12 protein-coding genes and 3 rRNA genes are annotated in these 18,622 nt (G+C 64.3%); 2 read left to right on the top strand and 13 right to left on the bottom strand.

Annotated features, from left to right (window positions below):
- Window positions 1–160: 160 nt before the first annotated feature.
- Complete coding sequence (locus C1A15_RS05550) at window positions 161–1,900, top strand: FAD-binding protein (protein WP_101721626.1); 1,740 nt, start codon at window positions 161–163, stop codon at window positions 1,898–1,900.
- Between the two features lie 121 nt (window positions 1,901–2,021).
- Here the strand turns inward: C1A15_RS05550 and C1A15_RS05545 are convergent, their stop codons facing one another.
- On the bottom strand, window positions 2,022–3,518 hold the full coding sequence (locus C1A15_RS05545) for a helix-turn-helix domain-containing protein (protein WP_101721625.1): 1,497 nt from the start codon (window positions 3,516–3,518) through the stop codon (window positions 2,022–2,024).
- A gap of 188 nt (window positions 3,519–3,706) precedes the next feature.
- Here C1A15_RS05545 and C1A15_RS05540 point away from each other — a divergent pair, with 188 nt between their 5' ends.
- The gene (locus tag C1A15_RS05540; protein ID WP_101721624.1) at window positions 3,707–5,473 is read left to right on the top strand and encodes an FAD-dependent oxidoreductase; all 1,767 of its coding nucleotides are present in this window, start codon (window positions 3,707–3,709) and stop codon (window positions 5,471–5,473) included.
- A gap of 107 nt (window positions 5,474–5,580) precedes the next feature.
- On the opposite strand, the gene C1A15_RS17335 is transcribed toward C1A15_RS05540, so the two are convergent.
- From C1A15_RS17335 to C1A15_RS05485, 12 genes are all read right to left on the bottom strand, one after another.
- The gene (locus C1A15_RS17335) at window positions 5,581–5,715 is read right to left on the bottom strand and encodes a hypothetical protein (protein ID WP_281254116.1); all 135 of its coding nucleotides are present in this window, start codon (window positions 5,713–5,715) and stop codon (window positions 5,581–5,583) included.
- A 31-nt stretch (window positions 5,716–5,746) separates the two neighbouring features.
- Window positions 5,747–7,117: a histidine--tRNA ligase gene (gene hisS / locus C1A15_RS05530; protein WP_101721622.1), complete on the bottom strand. Its 1,371-nt coding sequence runs from the start codon at window positions 7,115–7,117 to the stop codon at window positions 5,747–5,749.
- Window positions 7,118–7,183: 66 nt separating this feature from the next.
- A complete protein-coding gene (locus C1A15_RS17200; protein WP_245864935.1) occupies window positions 7,184–7,624 on the bottom strand; it encodes a hypothetical protein in 441 nt (146 codons plus the stop codon).
- A 21-nt stretch (window positions 7,625–7,645) separates the two neighbouring features.
- Entirely contained in the window at window positions 7,646–9,877 is a 2,232-nt protein-coding gene (locus C1A15_RS05525) for a hypothetical protein (RefSeq protein WP_245864934.1), read from the bottom strand.
- A 119-nt stretch (window positions 9,878–9,996) separates the two neighbouring features.
- On the bottom strand, window positions 9,997–10,377 hold the full coding sequence (locus C1A15_RS05520) for a NifB/NifX family molybdenum-iron cluster-binding protein (RefSeq protein WP_101721621.1): 381 nt from the start codon (window positions 10,375–10,377) through the stop codon (window positions 9,997–9,999).
- Between the two features lie 43 nt (window positions 10,378–10,420).
- Window positions 10,421–10,834, bottom strand: coding sequence for a PadR family transcriptional regulator (locus C1A15_RS05515; RefSeq protein WP_101721620.1), 414 nt, complete (start codon window positions 10,832–10,834; stop codon window positions 10,421–10,423).
- Between the two features lie 238 nt (window positions 10,835–11,072).
- Window positions 11,073–11,187, bottom strand: a 5S ribosomal RNA gene (gene rrf / locus C1A15_RS05510).
- Between the two features lie 121 nt (window positions 11,188–11,308).
- Window positions 11,309–14,278 (bottom strand): 23S ribosomal RNA (locus C1A15_RS05505).
- Window positions 14,279–14,583: 305 nt separating this feature from the next.
- Window positions 14,584–16,092: ribosomal RNA gene (locus C1A15_RS05500) — 16S ribosomal RNA — on the bottom strand.
- The 16S, 23S and 5S rRNA genes sit together here, the layout of an rRNA operon.
- Window positions 16,093–16,582: 490 nt before the next feature.
- Entirely contained in the window at window positions 16,583–17,410 is an 828-nt protein-coding gene (locus C1A15_RS05495) for an anti-sigma-I factor RsgI family protein (protein WP_101721619.1), read from the bottom strand.
- Window positions 17,407–17,868, bottom strand: a complete 462-nt coding sequence (locus tag C1A15_RS05490) for an RNA polymerase sigma factor (protein WP_101721618.1) — start codon at window positions 17,866–17,868, stop codon at window positions 17,407–17,409. The genes C1A15_RS05495 and C1A15_RS05490 overlap by 4 nt, the downstream gene beginning before the upstream one ends.
- Window positions 17,869–17,916: 48 nt before the next feature.
- Window positions 17,917–18,498, bottom strand: a complete 582-nt coding sequence (locus C1A15_RS05485; RefSeq protein WP_101721617.1) for a hypothetical protein — start codon at window positions 18,496–18,498, stop codon at window positions 17,917–17,919.
- Window positions 18,499–18,622: the final 124 nt, after the last annotated feature.

The raw sequence follows: 18,622 nt of genomic DNA, 5'->3' as shown, positions 1-18,622 counted from the left end.
CATTTCCGCGAGGGGCTGCGAGACTCAATCCCCCAACGCCGCGATTACGCCCGTCGCCCGCAGCGCCTAGCATGCCCGGCATCCACCCGGCACGAACCCGGCCGGGCGGAACGAACCAAGAACCAAAGAGAACCGCACAAGGAGCAAGGGAGGAACCACCATGAAGAGCACCACCGGACTATCGCGCCGCGCATTCTTGGGTCTCGGCGCCACCGCCGCCGTCGCCGCCGGAGCGGGGCTTGCCGGCTGCGCACCGCAGGCAAGCAGCGCCGGAGCCGAAGAAGGCTCCGCGAACGCCTCCGCCGCAAACGCGTCGAGCTGGAAGACGCCGCCGGCCGAGATCACCGACTTCGCGAAGGAGTACGACTGCGACGTCGTCGTCTGCGGCCACGGCTTCGCGGGCATCACCGCCTGCCGCGAGCTGGCCGAAGAGGGCAAGAAGGTCTTCCTCGTCGAGAAGCAGCCCGAGGACACCTTCGCCGCCGTGGGTAACGAGGCCGGCACGCTCAACGCGAGCATCCTCAAAGAGCGCGGCGTGCCCGAGATCGACCCGGTCGAGTTCTTCCAGAACTGGATGACCATCACGGGGAACTACCCGAACCAGGAGCTCGTCATGAAGTACGCGCAGAACTCCGGCGCGAACATGGACTGGTACCTCTCGGACCTCACCGACGACGACCTCGCCACCATGACCACCGCCTTCTTCCCGCCCACCGAGCACCAGATGGACCACCTGGGCCCCATCAAGTTCTGGCCCAGCGTGTGCAGCTTCTACGGCGACTGCAACCAGACGAAGATCCACGAGTACAACCGCGCCGCCGCGAAGGCCGCCGGAGCCGAGTTCCTGTTCGGCACCGAGGCCCAGTACGTCATCATGGACGACGGCAAGGTGGCCGGCCTCGTGGCCACCAGCAGCGACGGCAACCTGAAGTTCACCTGCAAGGCCGTGGTCATCGCATGCGGCGGCTTCGGCGGCAACCCCGAGATGATGGCCGACCTCATCCCCGACATGGCCGGCGCGCTCGTAGGCGACGAGCAGCTCTCCTCGATGTCGGCGAACGACGGCCGCGGCGTGCAGATGGCCCACTGGGCCGGCGCGCACCTGGAAACCTGCCCCATCCCCGGCATGAACATGAAGGGCCTCTCGGTGCCGGGCAAGATGAACTGCCTGCCCCAGGCCGTGTGGATCGACGAGAACGGCAAGCGCTTCTGCAACGAGTACTACCCCACGTCCGAGCAGCGCGGCCTCTCCACCATCTACAAGACGCGCAAGGCGAAGTACGCCGTGTGCGACGCGAACTTCCCCACGTACCGCCAGTACACCATCCCGCAGCACGCCGACTTCACGGCTACGGACGAGAACATCGCCTCGCTGCAGGAGTCGCTCGACAAGGCGTACGCCATCTTCAAGGGCACCTACGAGGAGCCCGCGAAGGCCGAGGACGACAAGGGCGGCATGGGACCGGTGACCACCATCGAGTTCATCGCCGACGACACGCTCGAGGGCCTCGCGAAGCAGATGGGGCTCGAAAGCGACGCCGTCGCCGCCTTCGTCGAGACCATCGAGAACTACAACAGCTACTGCGCCGCCGGCGCCGATCAGGAGTTCGGCCGCGACGAAGCCGTGCTGTTCCCCGTCGACACGGCGCCCTACTACGCCTGCACGTTCGAGCCCGAGCTGGGCGAGACGATGGTCACCTGCGGCGGCATCATCACCGACGGCGACCAGAACGCCCTCGATGAGAACTTCGAGCCTATCCCCGGCCTGTACGTGTCGGGCAACGACTGCGGCCGCCGCTTCGGCTACGAGTACATCACGCCCATCCCCGGCGTCAGCCTGGGCCTCGCCATCACGCTCGGTCGCGAATGCGGCAAAGCCGTGGGCGCGTTCCTCGGTTAACCCGCCATCCCTCCGCGAATGTCCCAAAGGGTGTCCCAAAGGGGACAGGCACCTTTGGGACATTCGGGCAATATCCCCGCGTCCGCGTCGCCGCACCCCTCCCCGGCGGCGCGGGCGCGTCTCACATCATGCCCGAGCCGAACAGCACGAGGTCGAGCAGCTCCTGCTTGGAGTGGATGTTGAGCTTCTCGTACACGTGCTTGATGTGGGTGCGCGTCGTGTTATGCGAGATCAGCAGCTCCTCGGCTATGTACTTCGCGCTGCGCCCCATCGCGATGAGCCCCAAGATCTCCACCTCCCGCGGCGTCAGCCCGTTCTCCAGAGCCAGCTTCTGGCAGTACGCCAGCAGCTCCGAGGGCAGCTCCTCGCCCTCGGCCCCGCTGCCATCCCCGCCCGTAAAAGCGAGCTTCCGCTTCGGCTCCTCGTCTTTCGCCTCCTCGGCGCGCTTCGGCTTCCGCTTCGGCATCGAGCGGGCAAGCTGCCGACCCACGGCAAAGAAGTACAGCGCCGTCAGCCCGCCCGCCGCCGCTAACGCATACGGAGAAAGACCCAGCGTCGACACGCGCGCGATCAGCTGGCCGATGCACATCGCCTCGAACATGAGCCCCACCGCCAGCCCGCGGATGGCGTACACCGATTCGCGGATGTCGTAGGCGAAGATGGCGATGAGCAGCACCCACATGTTGCTCTCCCACAGCGCGTCCGGCGCGTTCGCGGGGATGGCGGCACTTCCCATCACCAACCCGATGGCAAACAGGGGCAGCACGCATACGCAGAACGTGAGCACCGCGGCGCCTCGCGGCGACAGCGTGGCACGATGCTGCGCGAACCGCCCCATCAGCCAGCAGCAGAACACCATGAGGATCACCGCGAGCACCTCGAACAGCACCATGTAGTTGAGTCCCGATGACAGCACATCGTTTTCGCGGCCCGACAGGTACACGCACGCGGCGCACCCGATGGCGAACGCGGCGGCCACCACCACGAGCACCTGCAACGCACGCGCGCCCTCGCCCAACCCCGTGGTCTCGCCCTCGACCGGTTGGCTTGCGCGAATGATGCACGCAATGGTCACGAGGGGCAGCGCCAGCAAGAACCCTTGCGTGATGGTCTCGGAAAACGAGCTGACGAGGCGGAAGAGGAAGTAGCACACGACGGCCACCGCCAGCGCGGGGTCGAGGAAGAACGACGCGCTCTCGAGCCGCGATACGTGGATAGTGGACGTCCAGATGACGATGATCCACCCACATGCCAGCCCCAGCAGCGCTCCTGCGACGTAGAACAACGACACGCCCACCACGGGCAGCATCGACACGAGCGCGAGCGTCGCCCCCAGCGCCGCCACCACGCTGACCGCCGGAACCCCTAGCGCCGACTCCGTGAATCGCCGCACCTTCAGCAGCGGCCGGGCCAGCAAGTGCGCCAGGACGGTCGATGCGATGACCACGAGAAAGAACGTCGACAGCTCGTCGGCGGTGCGATCGACCCCGATGAAATACAGGGCTCGTATGACCATGTGCGACGTGAAGAAGTACAGCACCCCGATGCCCACGTCGAGTATCGTCGGGCGTGCGAAGAGCACGGAGCTCCCCTCGTCAGCGGCAATCCCTTTATCCATGACTCCCCTTCCATGGGCGCGATCCCGTGGTGCCAGTATAGAGGATGAGGCGGACGTGAAATAACGCATTTCGAGTGATACCGCGGCTCTCCAGCGCTCGCGGCGCCAATGCCACGTTTTGAGTGACGCGCGCCGACGCCCCAGCACGTACGCTGCTCCCATCGAATCACCGATACGAGGAGGGAATCATGGGAACAGCAAGATCGATGGATCGTCGAAGCTTCCTGAAGGGCACCGCCGTGGCCGGGGCGGCTGCAGCGGCGGCGGGAACGCTCGGCTTGGCCGGATGCGCGCCGCAGGATAAAGGGAGCGTCGCCGCCTCGTCGGGCGACCTCGTCCTCGATGCCGAGAAGTTCACGAACGCGAAGTGGAACTTCGAGATCCCGCCCGAGCCCGTGGACGAGAGCAAGATCGCGAACACCGTGGAGTGCGAGATCCTCGTCATCGGCGCCGGCGTGGGCGGTCTCGTCACCGCCGCGTCCGCCGTCGAGGAAGGCGCCGACGTCGTGCTCATCGCCTCGAGCGACGGCCCCGTGTCGCGCGGCGGCTCCAACGCGGCCTTCAACACGCGCCTGACCCACGAGTTGGGCCTCGACTTCACCCGCGAGCAAATCGAGCCCATCTTCCAGGAGATATTCGCGTCGAACAGCTTCCGCCTCGACCAGGAGAAGTGGTGGCTCGTCTACGACGAGTCGGGCAACGCGATGAACTGGCTCATGGACAAGATGGAGCCCTACGGCATCTCCACCGTCATCGAGAACAACCAGCGTGACGGCGGCACCGACTGGTGGGACGGCGGCCCGCTCAAAACGCTCAACGTGTCGCACTCCTTCGTCGCCGAGGGCGCCCAGGCCGCCGGCGCGTCGCAGCAGATCGTCGTCGAGGCCCTGGCCGAGGAGATCCAGAAGGGCGGCGGCCAGATCTTCTACAGTACCACCGCCGTACAGCTCGACCGCGAAGGCGACAACACGGGCCGCGTCACCGGCTGCGTCGCGAAGCACAACAACGAGTACACGCGCTACAAGGCGTCGAAGGGCGTCGTGCTGGCCACGGGCGATTTCTCGCAGGATAAAGACATGGTGGCGAAGTACTGTCCCATGGCGCTGCCGTTCGGCTACGGCGGCGTCTACGACGGCAGCGGCCTCAAGCTGGCGCTGTGGATCGGCGCATCCTGGCAGAAGTACACGCCGAACGCCCCCATGCTGGCCACGATGGGCGACGAGGTGCTTCCGTGCCGCTGGTGGGCGGAAGGTGCGCTCACCACGTTCCCCGGCCTGCTCGTGAACAAGAAGGGCGTGCGCTACTCCAACGAGAACTGCACGTACGGCTACATGCCCTACCCGCAGCGCGTGCAGCCCGACGGATGCGCGTTCCTCATCTGGGACGAGAACTGGGTGCGCGACTCTGCCCCCTGGCAGAGCGACCGCGTGGGCGGCGAGGCGCGCGACACGCAAGAGGTCTACGACGCCATCGCCGCGCTGTTCGATCCGAACACCGATTGGACCACCACCGACGAATACGCCGGATTCGACGCCACCATGGCCGAGAACGCCGTCAAGGCCGACACCCTCGAGGAGCTGGCCGACGGGCTGGGCCTTCCCCGCGAGGAGTTCCTCGCTCAGGTGGAGCGGTACAACTCGTACTGCGAGACGGGCCTCGACGACGAGTTCCACAAGGACAAGCGCTTCCTGCTGCCGGTGAAGCAGCCGCCGTTTTACGGCATCAAGAACGAACCCTACACGCTGTGCATCACGGGCGGCCTCAACACCGACATCCAGATGCACGTGTGCGACAGCCAAAACGACCCCATCCCCGGCCTGTACGGCGTGGGCACGGTCGTAGGCGACATGTACGGCGACGTGTACGACTACAAGGTGCCCGGCATCAACCTGGGCGGCGCCTGCGCCACCTTCGGCTACCTGCTCGGCAAGAACCTGAGCGCCGGAACCTGGTAGACCCTCCCCCCTCCACGACGAAGGCGGCCCCTCGGCCGCCTTCGTCGCCTCGCCCCAAGCGCATGTCCCACATGGGAACCGTCCCCATGTGGGACATCCGTCCTCTCCTACTTCACGGCAACCCAGCTTGCGTAGTCCGCCATCTGCGCCGCCATCGCGTCACGCTCATCCTGCGGGATCGAGCCCCAGCCATCGAACGGTTGGGGCAGCCCCTTGAACACCGCGACGTAGTTGCCGGGCATCACCGTCGACGAGCCCGCTTTCTCGATGCCCTCATTCGGCGTCCAACGCCCCCAGCGCATCCTCGAACGAACGCGCGCCGCCGAACGCCTCGCCGCTGAAACGCGCGAGCAGCGTCTTGAGCGCGGCGATGTCGGCCGTGCGCTCCTCGTGCGTCCTCATGTTGCGCACCTTCACCTGACCGGCGGCCAGCTCGTCGGGGCCCAGCACCGCCACCATAGAGACCCCCAGCTTGTCGGCCAGCTTGAACTGGCTCTTCAAGCTGCGGTGCTGATGATCCATCTCGCAGATCAGGCCCGCATCGCGAGACGCCTGCACGAGCGAGAAGGCCTCGCCGCGCACCGAGTCGTCGACGCACGCCACGAAGAAGTCGCAACGCTGCGCCGTCGGGAACTCGTAGCCCGCCGCCTGCAGCGCCAGCGCGCAGCGCTCGTAGCCCAGCGCGAAGCCGAAGCCCGGCGTGGGGCGGCCGCCCACCTCCTCGACCAGCTTGTCGTAGCGACCGCCTCCGCCGATGGCGTTCTGGCTGCCCATGCCCTCGGTCACCTGCACCTCGAACACCGTGCGCGTGTAATAGTCCAGGCCGCGCACGAGCTTGGGATCCTCCTCGTACGACAGGCCGGCGCTCGCAAGGTACGCCCTCACCGTCTCGTAGTGCTCACGGCAATCGTCGCACAGATGATCGGTGATCTTCGGTGCATCGGCCATCACCGCAGCGCATCCGGGGTTCTTGCAGTCGAACGCGCGCAACGGGTTGATCTCAGCGCGGCGTTTGCACTCGTCGCACAGCTCGTCGGCGTGCGCATCCATGTACGCCTTCACCGCATCGCGGTAAGCGGGGCGGCATTGCTCGCATCCCATCGAATTCACCAGCAGGCGCGTGGACTCCACGGGAATGCCGATAGCTGCGAAGAAACGCATGAGCATGATGATGCCCTCGGCATCGACGCTGGGATCCTCGGCGCCCAAGCACTCGATGCCCACCTGGTTGAACTGGCGCTGGCGGCCCTTCTGGGGACGCTCGGCGCGAAACATCGGGCCGGCGTACATGAGCTTCGCCGGAGCCGCACCCTGCGGCACGAGGTCATGCTGCGCCACCGCGCGCACCACGCCGGCCGTTCCCTCGGGACGCAACGACAGGCGGCTCTTCCCCTTGACGGTTCCGCCGCTCAGAAGCTTGTTGAGGTTCTCGCCCGAGATGGCCGTGAACATCTCCTTCGACACGACGTCGGTAGCCTCGCCGATACCACGCACGAACAGCTCCGTCTGCTCGAAGATGGGCGTCTCGATGGTCACGTACCCGTACCGGCCGAACAGATCGGCCGCCGTCGCCTTGAAGTGCGCCCAGAATTTCGCCTCGTCGGGCAGGAGGTCTTTCGTTCCTTCGGGAGCTTGCAAAGCCATGGCGTATCCTTCGTCTCGCGCGTTCTGAATCGGTCTATTGTAGCGCAAACTCGCGCACGGCCGCCATTACTCGCCCAACGAACGGAGCACGTTCACGAGCGCGTCGTCCGGACGGTAGCGCAGGCGCAGCGCCAGCAGGTTGCGAGCGACGGGAAACAAGCCCGCATCCACCGCCGCCGCGCCGGAGCCCAGCGCCTCGAGCACCTCGGCGGTCGGCGCCACGAGCACCGCATGCTCGACCAGCGCCTCGTCGACGGCTTCCTTGCCCGGCAGCGCGACGCCCGTCTCCTCGACGAGCTCCTGCAGCTCGGCCGTGGCCTGCAACGCCATCGACGACGAGGTCATGAGCGATTTGAGGTAGCATGCCGCACCGGCTTCGGGGCGACCCGCCTTCCACAGCACGTACGCCAGCTGATAGTAGGCCATGGCGATGTCGTTCGGCTGCACGGCGATCAACAGCCCGTCCTGCAGCACGGCCGCCGCGTTCTCCATGTCGCCCACCAGCATGTACGCGCGTCCGAGCTGCCGCTACCCGGCCGCCGTCGCCGGCCCTATCTCGATGGCCCGCTGCCCGAACCGCAGCGCCTCCTCGGCACGCTCGAACGAGTGCTCCAGAAGCTGTGTGATCTCCAGATGGCACAGGTAGTAGGAATCGGGAACCAGCTCGACGCGCTTGCCCGCATCCGCGAATGCGCGCGCCGGAGCACCCGCGCCGAGCCGCGCGCGGTTGTACAGCACGCGCGACGCGTACGAATCGAACGCGCGGTACACCGTGGTCGCGCCGTCCACGAACCCGTCGAGCGCCGTCGCCTCGCTCACGGCGTCGACGAGCACCTGCACTGCAGCTTCCGGATCGCCGGCCGCCAACGTGCGAGCACGGCCCAGCGCCACGAGGCAACGATCGTCCCCGAGAAAACGTCCAACCACCGCGTTCTGGTCGCCCATGTCGATCTCGCCCTCGGCGAGCGCGGCCATGAGCCGCGTGCAAGCGGCAACCGCCCGATCGTCGTCCTTCGACGTCGCCTCTTCCTGCGCCGTTCGCACGATGCGGATGGCATCCGTCGCGCTCGAGGCGCGCACGATGCGATCGGCGAGCTCCTCGGCCGTGCGCCGCCGCGCGGCATCGAACGTGATGCGCAGATCTTTGCAGCGCTCAGCGCCCAGTTCAACCTTCGCAGCCCCCGTCAACTCGCCGTCCACAACCTCTGGCATGCGCCGTCGCAGCTCGAACGATTCTTGTTCGTTCAGCCAGGCGAACGCATCGCCCCCTTCTGCATCGAAACAGGCGCCGCTCGCCAGGTACGGCGGCATCGGATCGCCCGCACGCGCATCCTCGAAGCGCCCATGCGCCTCGTACACCTCCCTGCTGAACGACGTTCGCACGAATGCCCGCCCGGACGGCTCCTGCGGGAATTCTCCCGCATTCTCGCTCGTCGATAAGGTCGTCGCCCCTGTTTGCGGGCGCGCGACGAGATCGACGCGACGCATCGTCGGCGAGGCGTCGAACGCCGCTGCAACCAGCACGAGCCCCAGATGCAGCGCATAGCGATGCGCCTGCGCGTCCCGCTCCCCATCCGTCGCTTTCGTCCAGCCGCTTCCCTCCTGCCACGCCCATGCCGGCATGAGCGATGCACTCGGCACGGTCAGCTCGAACGCCGCAGCTCCCGCCGCCACATCGCAACGGATCGACGCGTCGATCCGAACCGGAAGGCGCAGGCGTTCCAATATCGCGCCCAGCGCGCAGCGCACATCCCACTCGCCAGCGCTCGCGGAAGACGTTGGCGAATCTGCGAGGTTGCCGACGGCGGGATGCTGCGTGGCGACCGTTTCCAGCAGATAGGCGTCCCAGCGGGCGCAATCCGCGTCGGTCGCCAAGGAGGCGCGGTCCCCGAACGCTTCTCCCACCAGAAGAAACCGATTGAGCGCCGCCTCGAGCGCCCACACCGTCTCGACGGGAACGGACGCGTCTTCGTCTTCTATCCCCAGATAATACGTGTTCGCATAGCGAATCGTGCGCACCAAGCGCAGCGCTTCGTCCTTCACCCCCGCCACGTCGTCCAATCCCGCCTCGACCAGCCAGCGTGCAAGACAGCTGACGAGCGCCGGGGGACGGCACACCGGATCGTTTTCGGCACAGCGGGCATCCTGCACGATGGATCGCATCGCCGTGAGGGGCTTGTCGCCCCGCAGGCGCTCGTGCACGCCCTCCAAACCGCGCTCGGGCACTTCAGGCGCGCCGAGCGAGGGCCGATGCACGAAGGCGAGGTAGGCGCGTGCCATCGCATCGTCGTACGAGAGATTTGCACCATATGGCCCGAAATCATACCAGGAATCGAACAGGGTGTAGCGTCCGCGCGCGCACCGGTACTGCGCAACCTCGCGCTTCGTCCCGTCGCTCGCCTGCACGTACACGCATCCCAGCTCCTCGCCCGTCACCGGTTGTTCCGGCAGCTTGGCGAACGACAGATCCGGAAGGCGGGCGGGCGGCACGGTGGAAGGCTCCCGAACGGAGAACGCTCGCCCGAACGGATCGACGTACGCAAGCAGCCCAAGCTCGTTCTTGCCGATGAGCTCGACGACGTACACGCCGCCCGTCGCGGGAACCGGCAGCCCCTTGGCCACCACGCCGTACGTTGCAGCAGACGCCCTCTCCATACCGGGAATCGGGGGCACGGCGCCCTCCAGCACGCTGCGCTTCGTTCCCAGCAGCAGCTCCGCCGCGCCGAGACGATACCTGCCATCTTCATCGAGTTGCTGCACCGCTTCATCCTTCCGTTGGTCTTCTTGCAGCATAGCATGACCCTATGGGTGTACAAAGAAAAACACTCCCGAAGCCTTGGCCTCGGGAGTGCTCGGTCACCTGCGCAACACGGCGGATATCAGTGATGGTGGTTGCACGCATTGTCGGTGCTCATGACCGGCACGCTGCCAGCCGCGACCAGCTTCGCCGCATCGCCCACAACCGGCGTCTGATTCTCGAAGTACACCGTGATGCCCGCCTGGTTGAAGCCCATGAGCGGGCGCATGCCCATGCCCGCTGCCACGATGGCATCCACGCCGGCGTCGGCCAGCAGCCCGACCGGGCGCAGGCACCCGCCTTCCTCATGCGGCGGGTTCGCCACCGTGCTCGTGCCCTTGATCTCGCCGTCGGCGATCTCCACCACCGTGAAGCAATCGCAATGGCCGAAGTGGCCCGCACGCTGGGAGTCAAGGCCCGCCTCGCCCATCGTCGGCACAGCCAGCTTCATCGTCTCGCCCATCTCGTCCTTCTTTCGCTCGTATCCACTATTTTCTCCTACGCGTCTAAGCGTCGTTCCGCCCCAGCTCGGCCAAGCCGCCTTCGAGCAGATCGACCAGCAGATCATCGAGGTGGCGGCGCGCCCGCAGCGCATCGAGCCATTGCTCGGCCAACTCAACGCCCTGCTGGGTCAGCTCGTACTCACGACGGCGCGGTCCCGCCTCCTCGTCGCACCAGCGCGAGACCACCGCGCCTTCGTCCTCAAGCCGGCGCAGCGACCGGTACAGACCGCCCACATCGACGTCGACCTCGCCGCCCGTTCGATCAAGGATGGTCTTGCGCATGTCGTATCCGTACCCGCCCGCATACAGCAGCGCCGCAAGCGCAGCCGGCTCCACCAGCGCCCCGCCACCGCCTCCTCGGCGTCGACAGCACGGCTGACGCGCAGCCTCATCGCCGCCGCATTCGCCTCGCGGCATAGGCCTCACATCCCTTCGCACTCATCCTTGCCTCTATATGCTCATAACATCTATACTCCTTCAGCATGTATGTTGTCAACATATATCAGACAAGAAAGCACGAGAGGACGCGCCGCTTCGGTCGCGAACGTCTCCGAGCGCATGGGAAAACAGGAGGGCACGCCCCCCCCCAGAACGCGGGAGAGGCCCGCCTCCCCCTCGGGACGCGGGCCTCTCGGCGAAAACGAAACGCCCTCCGCGAGCGCGACTCCCTATCCTCCCACGGGCTGACCCCGCAGTACTTTCGGCGATGGCAGGCTTAACTGCCGGGTTCGGAATGGGACCGGGTGATCCCTGCCTCCATGGTCGCGCTCGCGCAGGGCGTTCCCGCGCGGGCCTCATATGGCCCCGCCTCGGCGGCCGCGGATCCCCCCGCGCCACCCTGGCGGTTGCACAGCGCTCGTGACTTTCGGCCGCGGGACCGAGAATGTTGCAGTGAAGAAGAGCTCGGGCTATTAGTACCGCTCGCCTGAAGCGCTCGCGCGCCTTGCAGCTGCGGCCTATCGACCTCGTGGTCTGCGAGGGCCCTTACCGGAAAGAGGACTCATCTTGGAGACGGCTTCCCACTTAGATGCTTTCAGCGGTTATCCGTGCCGGACGTAGCTAGGCAGCCGTGCCGTTGGTCGACAACTGCTGCACCAGAGGTCCGTCCACCCCGGTCCTCTCGTACTAGGGGCAGACCTCCTCAATCCTCTTGCGCCTGCGGAGGATAGGGACCGAACTGTCTCACGACGTTCTGAACCCAGCTCGCGTACCGCTTTAAATGGCGAACAGCCATACCCTTGGGACCGACTTCAGCCCCAGGATGCGATGAGCCGACATCGAGGTGCCAAACCTTGCCGTCGATGTGGACTCTTGGGCAAGATCAGCCTGTTATCCCCGGAGTACCTTTTATCCGTTGAGCGACGGCCATTCCACTCTGTGCCGCCGGATCACTAGAACCGACTTTCGTCTCTGCTCGGCTTGTGGGCCTCGCAGTCAAGCCCGCTTGTACTCTTGCGCTCTGCGAACGATTGCCAACCGTTCTGAGCGGACCTTTGCGCGCCTCCGTTACATTTTGGGAGGCGACCGCCCCAGTCAAACTACCCGCCTGACACGGTCCCCCCGCCGGATCACGGCCGGGGGTTAGATCGCCAACGCGACGAGGGCAGTATTCCAAGGCCGGCTCCACCCGAGCTGGCGCCCGGGCTTCGAAGCCTCCTGCCTATCCTCTACGCGCCGAGCCAACGATCAATGTCAAGCTGCAGTAAAGGTTCACGGGGTCTTTCCGTCCTTCCGCAGGTAATTCGCATCTTCACGAATAATACAATTTCACCGGGTCCATGGTTGAGACAGCGCCCAAATCGTTACGCCATTCGTGCAGGTCGGAACTTACCCGACAAGGAATTTCGCTACCTTAGGACCGTTATAGTTACGGCCGCCGTTTACTGGGGCTTGGCTTCAGAGCTTCGCCTTTAAGGCTGACCCATCCGCGTAACCTTCCAGCACCGGGCAGGCGTCAGACCCTATACGTCGCCTTGCGGCTTAGCAGAGTCCTGTGTTTTTGATAAACAGTCGCTTGGGCCGTTTCGCTGCGACCCCCGGCCGCTCGGGGAGCAAGTCCCGTCACCGCCAGGGGCACTCCTTCTCCCGAAGTTACGGAGTCAGTATGCCGAGTTCCTTAACCATGGTTCTCCCGATCGCCTCGGTATGCTCTACCTGCCCACCTGTGTCGGTTTTGGTACGGGCGCCGATGTCCCTTCCTAGAGGTTTTTCTCGGAAGCATGGGCTCGCCGACTTCAGCATAAGCTTTCGTCTCGCGTCTCAGGCTTCGTGCGGAGCTGATTTCCATGCTCCGCGCCCTACGCGCTTTCACGGGGACGTCCAGAACCCCGCTCGGCTACCCTTCTCCGTCACCCCGTCGGTATAACGGTCCATCGGCGGTACAGGAATGTCCGCCTGTTGTGCATCGGCTACGCCTCTCGGCCTCGCCTTAGCTCCCGACTGACCCTGGGAGGATTAGCCTTGCCCAGGAACCCTTAGGCTTACGGCGGCGGCGTTTCTCGCGCCGCTCTCGTTACTCATGCCAGCATTCTCACTTCCCCGCGCTCCACCGAGGGTCGCCCTCTCGGCTTCTCCGCTGCGGGGAAAGCTCCCCTACCACTAATAAATTAGTCCGCTGCTTCGGTACCATGCTTAGCCCCGTGAATTGTCGGCGCATGTCCACTTGACCAGTGAGCTGTTACGCACTCTTTAAATGCATGGCTGCTTCTAAGCCAACATCCTGGTTGTCTAGGCAAACGCACATCCTTTGCCACTCAGCATGGATTTGGGGACCTTAGCAGGCGGTCTGGGCTGTTTCCCTTTCGAACACACAGCTTAGCCCACATGTTCTGACTCCCGGCCTCTGATCCGACGGCATTCGGAGTTTGGTTCGTGTCGGTAGGCGGTGAAGCCCCCTCGACGATCCAGTGCTCTACCGCCGTCGGAGAACGGCCGAGGCTAGCCCTAAAGCTATTTCGGGGAGAACGAGATATCTCCGGGTTTGATTGGCCTTTCACCCCTATCCACGGGTCATCCCCTCCGTTTTCAACCGAAGTGGGTTCGGCCCTCCACGGGGTCTTACCCCCGCTTCAGCCTGCCCATGGATAGCTCACCCGGCTTCGCGTCTGCAGCATGCGACTAAAACGCCATCTTAAAGGCTCGCTTTCACTGCGGCTCGCTTAAAAGCTTAACCTCGCCGCATACCGCAACTCGCTGGCTCATTCTACAAAAGGCACGCCGTCACCCCGCAAAGGGGCTCCGACTGCTTGTAGGCGCACGGTTTCAGGTACTGTTTCACTCCCCTCTCGGGGTGCTTTTCACCTTTCCCTCACGGTACTGGTTCGCTATCGGTCACAGGAGAGTGTTCAGCCTTGGAGGGTGGTCCCCCCTGCTTCGCACCGGGTTTCACGTGCCCGGCGCTACTCGGGCGCCGTCCTCGGAGGCCGCGGGGATTCGCGTACGGGGCTCTCACCCGCTCCGGCCGGCCTTCCCAGGCCGTTCCGCTTCCGCGCAGCTTTGTAACTCCGTCCATGGTGTTAAGGCCCATGGAATGGACGGTCCCACAACCCCTCATGCAGCAACGCCCTTACGCTTACACGTGCATGGGTTTGGGCTGGTGCGGTTTCGCTCGCCGCTACTCCCGCAATCTCGGTTGATTTCTCTTCCTCCGGGTACTTAGATGTTTCAGTTCCCCGGGTTGCCTTCTCCCGCCCTATTTGATTCAGGCGGGGATGCATGGGCATGACCCCATGCGGGTTCCCCCATTCGGAGATCTTCGGATCGATGGCCGTTTGCGCCTCCCCGAAGCTTATCGCAGCTTGCCGCGTCCTTCATCGACTTCCTGTGCCAAGGCATCCGCCGTGCGCCCTTAATATCTTCTTCTCTTAACTCAGGTCTCAGGCATCGAATACTCGATGCTCTCGCGATCGTGATGATGCATGTCCCCGGCCGCCCGAGGGCCGCCGGGTAAAAGATCATTTGTCACTAAACGCTATGCAACTGTCAAGGTGCGCGGAGGCCCGGAAAGGCCCCCTCGGGGGCAGAGCCCCGGAAGCCGGATGCTGAGTGAGCGGTTTCGGAACGCGCCTCGCGGCCCTTGCGACGGGACCCAAAAGAGGTTTCTGTTTGTCTTCCAGGCGAGGGAGCGCATGCGCTCGACCTCGTCGGACACGTGAGTGTCTCCCTAGAAAGGAGGTGATCCAGCCGCACCTTCCGGTACGGCTACCTTGTTACGACTTCACCCCCCTTACCCTCCACACCTTCGACGCCTCCGCCCCTTGCGGGTTCGGCCGGCGGCTTCGGGTGCAGACGACTCGGGTGGTGTGACGGGCGGTGTGTACAAGGCCCGGGAACGTATTCACCGCGGCATGCTGATCCGCGATTACTAGCAACTCCGACTTCACGGAGGCGGGTTGCAGCCTCCGATCCGAACTGGGGCCGGCTTTGAGGGATTCGCTCACTCTCGCGAGTTCGCAGCCCGTTGTACCGGCCATTGTAGCACGTGTGCAGCCCAGGGCATAAAGGGCATGATGACTTGACGTCGTCCCCACCTTCCTCCGGCTTGACGCCGGCAGTCTCGCATGAGTCCCCAACTGAATGCTGGCAACATGCGATAGGGGTTGCGCTCGTTGCGGGACTTAACCCAACATCTCACGACACGAGCTGACGACAGCCATGCACCACCTGCGCTGGCTCCTCTCGGCCACCGGGTTTCCCCGGCTTCACCAGCATGTCAAGCCCTGGTAAGGTTCTTCGCGTTGCTTCGAATTAAGCCACATGCTCCGCTGCTTGTGCGGGCCCCCGTCAATTCCTTTGAGTTTTAGCCTTGCGGCCGTACTCCCCAGGCGGGGCGCTTAATGCGTTGGCTGCGGCACGGAGGGCGTTGCCCCCCACACCTAGCGCCCATCGTTTACGGCTAGGACTACCAGGGTATCTAATCCTGTTCGCTCCCCTAGCTTTCGCGCCTCAGCGTCAGTTTCGGCCCAGCAGGCTGCCTTCGCCATCGGTGTTCTTCCCGATATCTGCGCATTCCACCGCTACACCGGGAATTCCGCCTGCCTCTACCGAACTCGAGCCTCCCAGTTCGGGATCCGGCCGGGGGTTGAGCCCTCGGATTAGAGATCCCGCTTGAAAGGCCGCCTACGCGCTCTTTACGCCCAATGAATCCGGATAACGCTCGCTCCCTACGTATTACCGCGGCTGCTGGCACGTAGTTAGCCGGAGCTTCTTCTGCAGGTACCGTCGTTGTTCTTCCCTGCTGAAAGCGGTTTACAACCCGAAGGCCGTCGTCCCGCACGCGGCGTTGCTGCGTCAGGGTTTCCCCCATTGCGCAAAATTCCCCACTGCTGCCTCCCGTAGGAGTCTGGGCCGTATCTCAGTCCCAATGTGGCCGGTCGGTCTCTCAACCCGGCTACCCATCGCGGGCTAGGTGGGCCGTTACCCCGCCTACTACCTAATGGGCCGCGACCCCATCCCTTGCCGTCTGGGCTTTCCCGACCCCTCCAGGCGGAGGGGAAGGAGTATCCGGTATTAGCCTCGGTTTCCCAAGGTTGTCCCGGAGCAAGGGGCAGGTTGGTCACGTGTTACTCACCCGTTCGCCACTCTATGTCCATCCGAAGATGGTTTAATCGTTCGACTTGCATGTGTTAGGCACGCCGCCAGCGTTCATCCTGAGCCAGGATCAAACTCTCCGTTTAAGAGGCGGGAATCGCTTCCCGCTAAGTCCGATCTTGGTTTCGGCCCTCGTGCGCCCCCCGTCTTCGGGATGCGCGCTCGGGCCGGGTTTCCGTTCGCAAGAATCGTTTGCTTGGCTTGTTCTTCTTTCGCTACTCAGTATCCGGTTTTCAAGGTTCTGCGGTATCCTTTCGGACCCCGCTGCGCTTTTTGTGTTTCAAGCGCGTGAGGAAATACTTTACTCTATCGTTTCTACCCTGTCAAGAACTTTTTTCAAAATTCTTTGAAGCTCGTTCGGAGAATGTTCATCTCCTTGGTGCTCCGGGGAAGATCCGTTCCGCGCTTTCCTCAAACGCGGGTTTTGTATATTACCTGTAAGGTGTGCGTAAGGCAATGGGTAATTTTGCAAAATATCGAACTTTTTCCTAAGGATGATGCAAAACATCAGGTGGAGGGCAATTATGCTTGAAAAGCGATGTGGCACTCTCCACGAGTGCCACACATACGATCAGTTTATCGGTTTCCTTTGCCGTGCTGTCCGCCGCCGCCACCGCCGCCGCCATGGCGATGCTGCCCGTTACCGGAACCTGCGGTATCGCCTTCTTCGGGAGAGAGCGCCGCGATGCGATCGCGCAGTTCGTGCATGGAAAGGCCCGCGCATTCCTCAAGCGTCACGCTGGGATCGAGCTCAATGAGCTCAAGGGCGGCGCGGTAGCGGCCGACGCCCATGCCGGCAGAGGCGGCGGCTTCGCGCGTGCCTTCGTCGACGGCGTGGCACGAACCTCGGCAAGGTAGCGCGCTCAAGCACGCGTCACTCTGCTGACGAATAGCTTCCGCCTGACGAGCGTCATCGGAAGTGACGCTTATCTCCACGTACGAATCCTCTTGCGCGTACGGCGAGAACGCGTCGCTTTGCGTAAGGGCGCTCAGGGCGTCGGCGTATCCGCGCCCCGCGAGCGATACGGCTTCGAGCAGCGCTTCCCCGTCGCCGTTGAGCGCTTCGGCTTGCACGACGATGCCGAATCGGTTCACGCCGAGCTCGATGGACGGATTCACGTCGATGCCTACATACGTAGTGGGTTGCGCGTACGCGAAGCCGCCGAACCCTACGAACGCCAACGCAAGGCAGGCGGCGAGCGCCACCGCGGCGCGGCGCAGGGGAACGATGCGTGCACGGGTGCGCTTGCGCGTGCGGGCGGAAGCCGGGACGGGGGCCGCCGCTGCCGGGGCACCGGACGTCTCGGCGATGCCTGCTATATAAGTAAGGGCGCGGTGCTTCACGTCGTCGGGAACGGTCACGTCGTCGAACGCCTGGCGCACGCGTGTTTCGAGATCGGTCATGACAGCACCTCCTGCAACTGCTTCTTGCCGCGCGCAAGCCACGAATACACCGTGTTGACGGGAGCATCCACCATCTGCGCGATCTCGGGAGCGGTGTACCCCTCGTACAGGGAAAGGTACAGGGGCGTGCGAGGCGGATCATCGAGGGAGCGCATGGCGTCCACCACCTCGCTGGAGAACGAAGCCGGCTGCGTGGCCGGGTCGTTCGATGCTGCGCAGGCCGCATCGGTTGTCGTTTCGAGCGACGCCACGCGGCGGCCTGCGGCCTTCAGCATGTCCTTGCATATATTGGCAGTCACGCGGATGAGCCACGCTTTGCAGTGCTCGTCGTCGTTGAATGCCACGTGATCGGCAAGCGCGTACTTCAGGAATGCGTCCTGAAAAGCATCCTGGGCATCGGTATGAGCGCGGAAGTACAGCACGCAGACGCGCCACACGGTGTCTCCGTGCCGCTCCATCGCCCCTTCGATGTCCCCCGCCGATCGCACGTTCGGTGATCGTCGCCGCTAGCGACGCATGCAGCCGTGGTGGCCGTTGCCGTTGCCGCTGCCGCGACCGTACCCGTTGCCGGAACCGTAGTTGTCGCAGACGCCGTCGTTATCAGCGTCGACGTAGCCGGAACCGTTGCCGGAGCCGTAGTTGTCGCACACGCCGTCGTTGTCGGCGTCGACGTAAGCGCAGCCGTTGCCGCAGCCATGGTGCGCCCCCGCGCCGTACTGATCGCAGATGCCGTCGTTGTCGGCGTCGACGTAGCCCGGGCAGGCACCCTGGTTCGCCGCGCAATTGTCGCACACGCCATCGCCGTCGGCATCGACGTAGCCTGCGCAACCTCCTTGGCCCGAACCGTAGTTGTCGCAGACGCCGTCGCTGTTGCGATCGACGTACTCGCCGCGCACGGTGGCGATCGCCGCGCCGACCGTAGCGGCGGCATCGCTGTCGCCTGCCGCGCGCATCGCATGATGCGCCAGCGAGCCGGAGCCGTCGGCGGGACACCACGTCTGCTGCATGCCGTTGGCGAATGCGATGGTGGGCACGGCCAGGACAACCAGCGCTATGGCAGCCACGATTGCGATCACGTTCTTCTTCATTTCGTTCAGTCCTCCTGATGTCGTTCGTTTTCGTCCTTCATCTACAAAACGAACGAGGGGCGGGAATCCTTGCAAGCATTTTGAAAAAGTTTTCCGAAACGAGGCAGGCGACCCGAAGATCGCC

The organism is Eggerthella timonensis (assembly GCF_900184265.1).
GTDB lineage: Bacteria > Actinomycetota > Coriobacteriia > Coriobacteriales > Eggerthellaceae > Eggerthella > Eggerthella timonensis.
This window is presented reverse-complemented; position numbering and strand designations above follow the sequence as displayed.

Bases quoted from the DNA above. Each gene is read 5' to 3' on its own strand.
- C1A15_RS05545 (WP_101721625.1), bottom strand. From the start codon at position 3,518: ATGGATAAAGGGATTGCCGCTGACGAGGGGAGCTCCGTGCTCTTCGCA.
- C1A15_RS05490 (WP_101721618.1), bottom strand. From the start codon at position 17,868: ATGGAGCGGCACGGAGACACCGTGTGGCGCGTCTGCGTGCTGTACTTC.
- C1A15_RS05485 (WP_101721617.1), bottom strand. From the start codon at position 18,498: ATGAAGAAGAACGTGATCGCAATCGTGGCTGCCATAGCGCTGGTTGTC.
- C1A15_RS05550 (WP_101721626.1), top strand. From the start codon at position 161: ATGAAGAGCACCACCGGACTATCGCGCCGCGCATTCTTGGGTCTCGGC.
- hisS (WP_101721622.1), bottom strand. From the start codon at position 7,117: ATGGCTTTGCAAGCTCCCGAAGGAACGAAAGACCTCCTGCCCGACGAG.
- C1A15_RS17200 (WP_245864935.1), bottom strand. From the start codon at position 7,624: ATGCTGGTGGGCGACATGGAGAACGCGGCGGCCGTGCTGCAGGACGGG.
- C1A15_RS05520 (WP_101721621.1), bottom strand. From the start codon at position 10,377: ATGGGCGAGACGATGAAGCTGGCTGTGCCGACGATGGGCGAGGCGGGC.
- C1A15_RS05495 (WP_101721619.1), bottom strand. From the start codon at position 17,410: ATGACCGATCTCGAAACACGCGTGCGCCAGGCGTTCGACGACGTGACC.
- C1A15_RS17335 (WP_281254116.1), bottom strand. From the start codon at position 5,715: ATGCCCGGCAACTACGTCGCGGTGTTCAAGGGGCTGCCCCAACCGTTC.
- C1A15_RS05515 (WP_101721620.1), bottom strand. From the start codon at position 10,834: ATGCCGCGAGGCGAATGCGGCGGCGATGAGGCTGCGCGTCAGCCGTGC.
- C1A15_RS05540 (WP_101721624.1), top strand. From the start codon at position 3,707: ATGGGAACAGCAAGATCGATGGATCGTCGAAGCTTCCTGAAGGGCACC.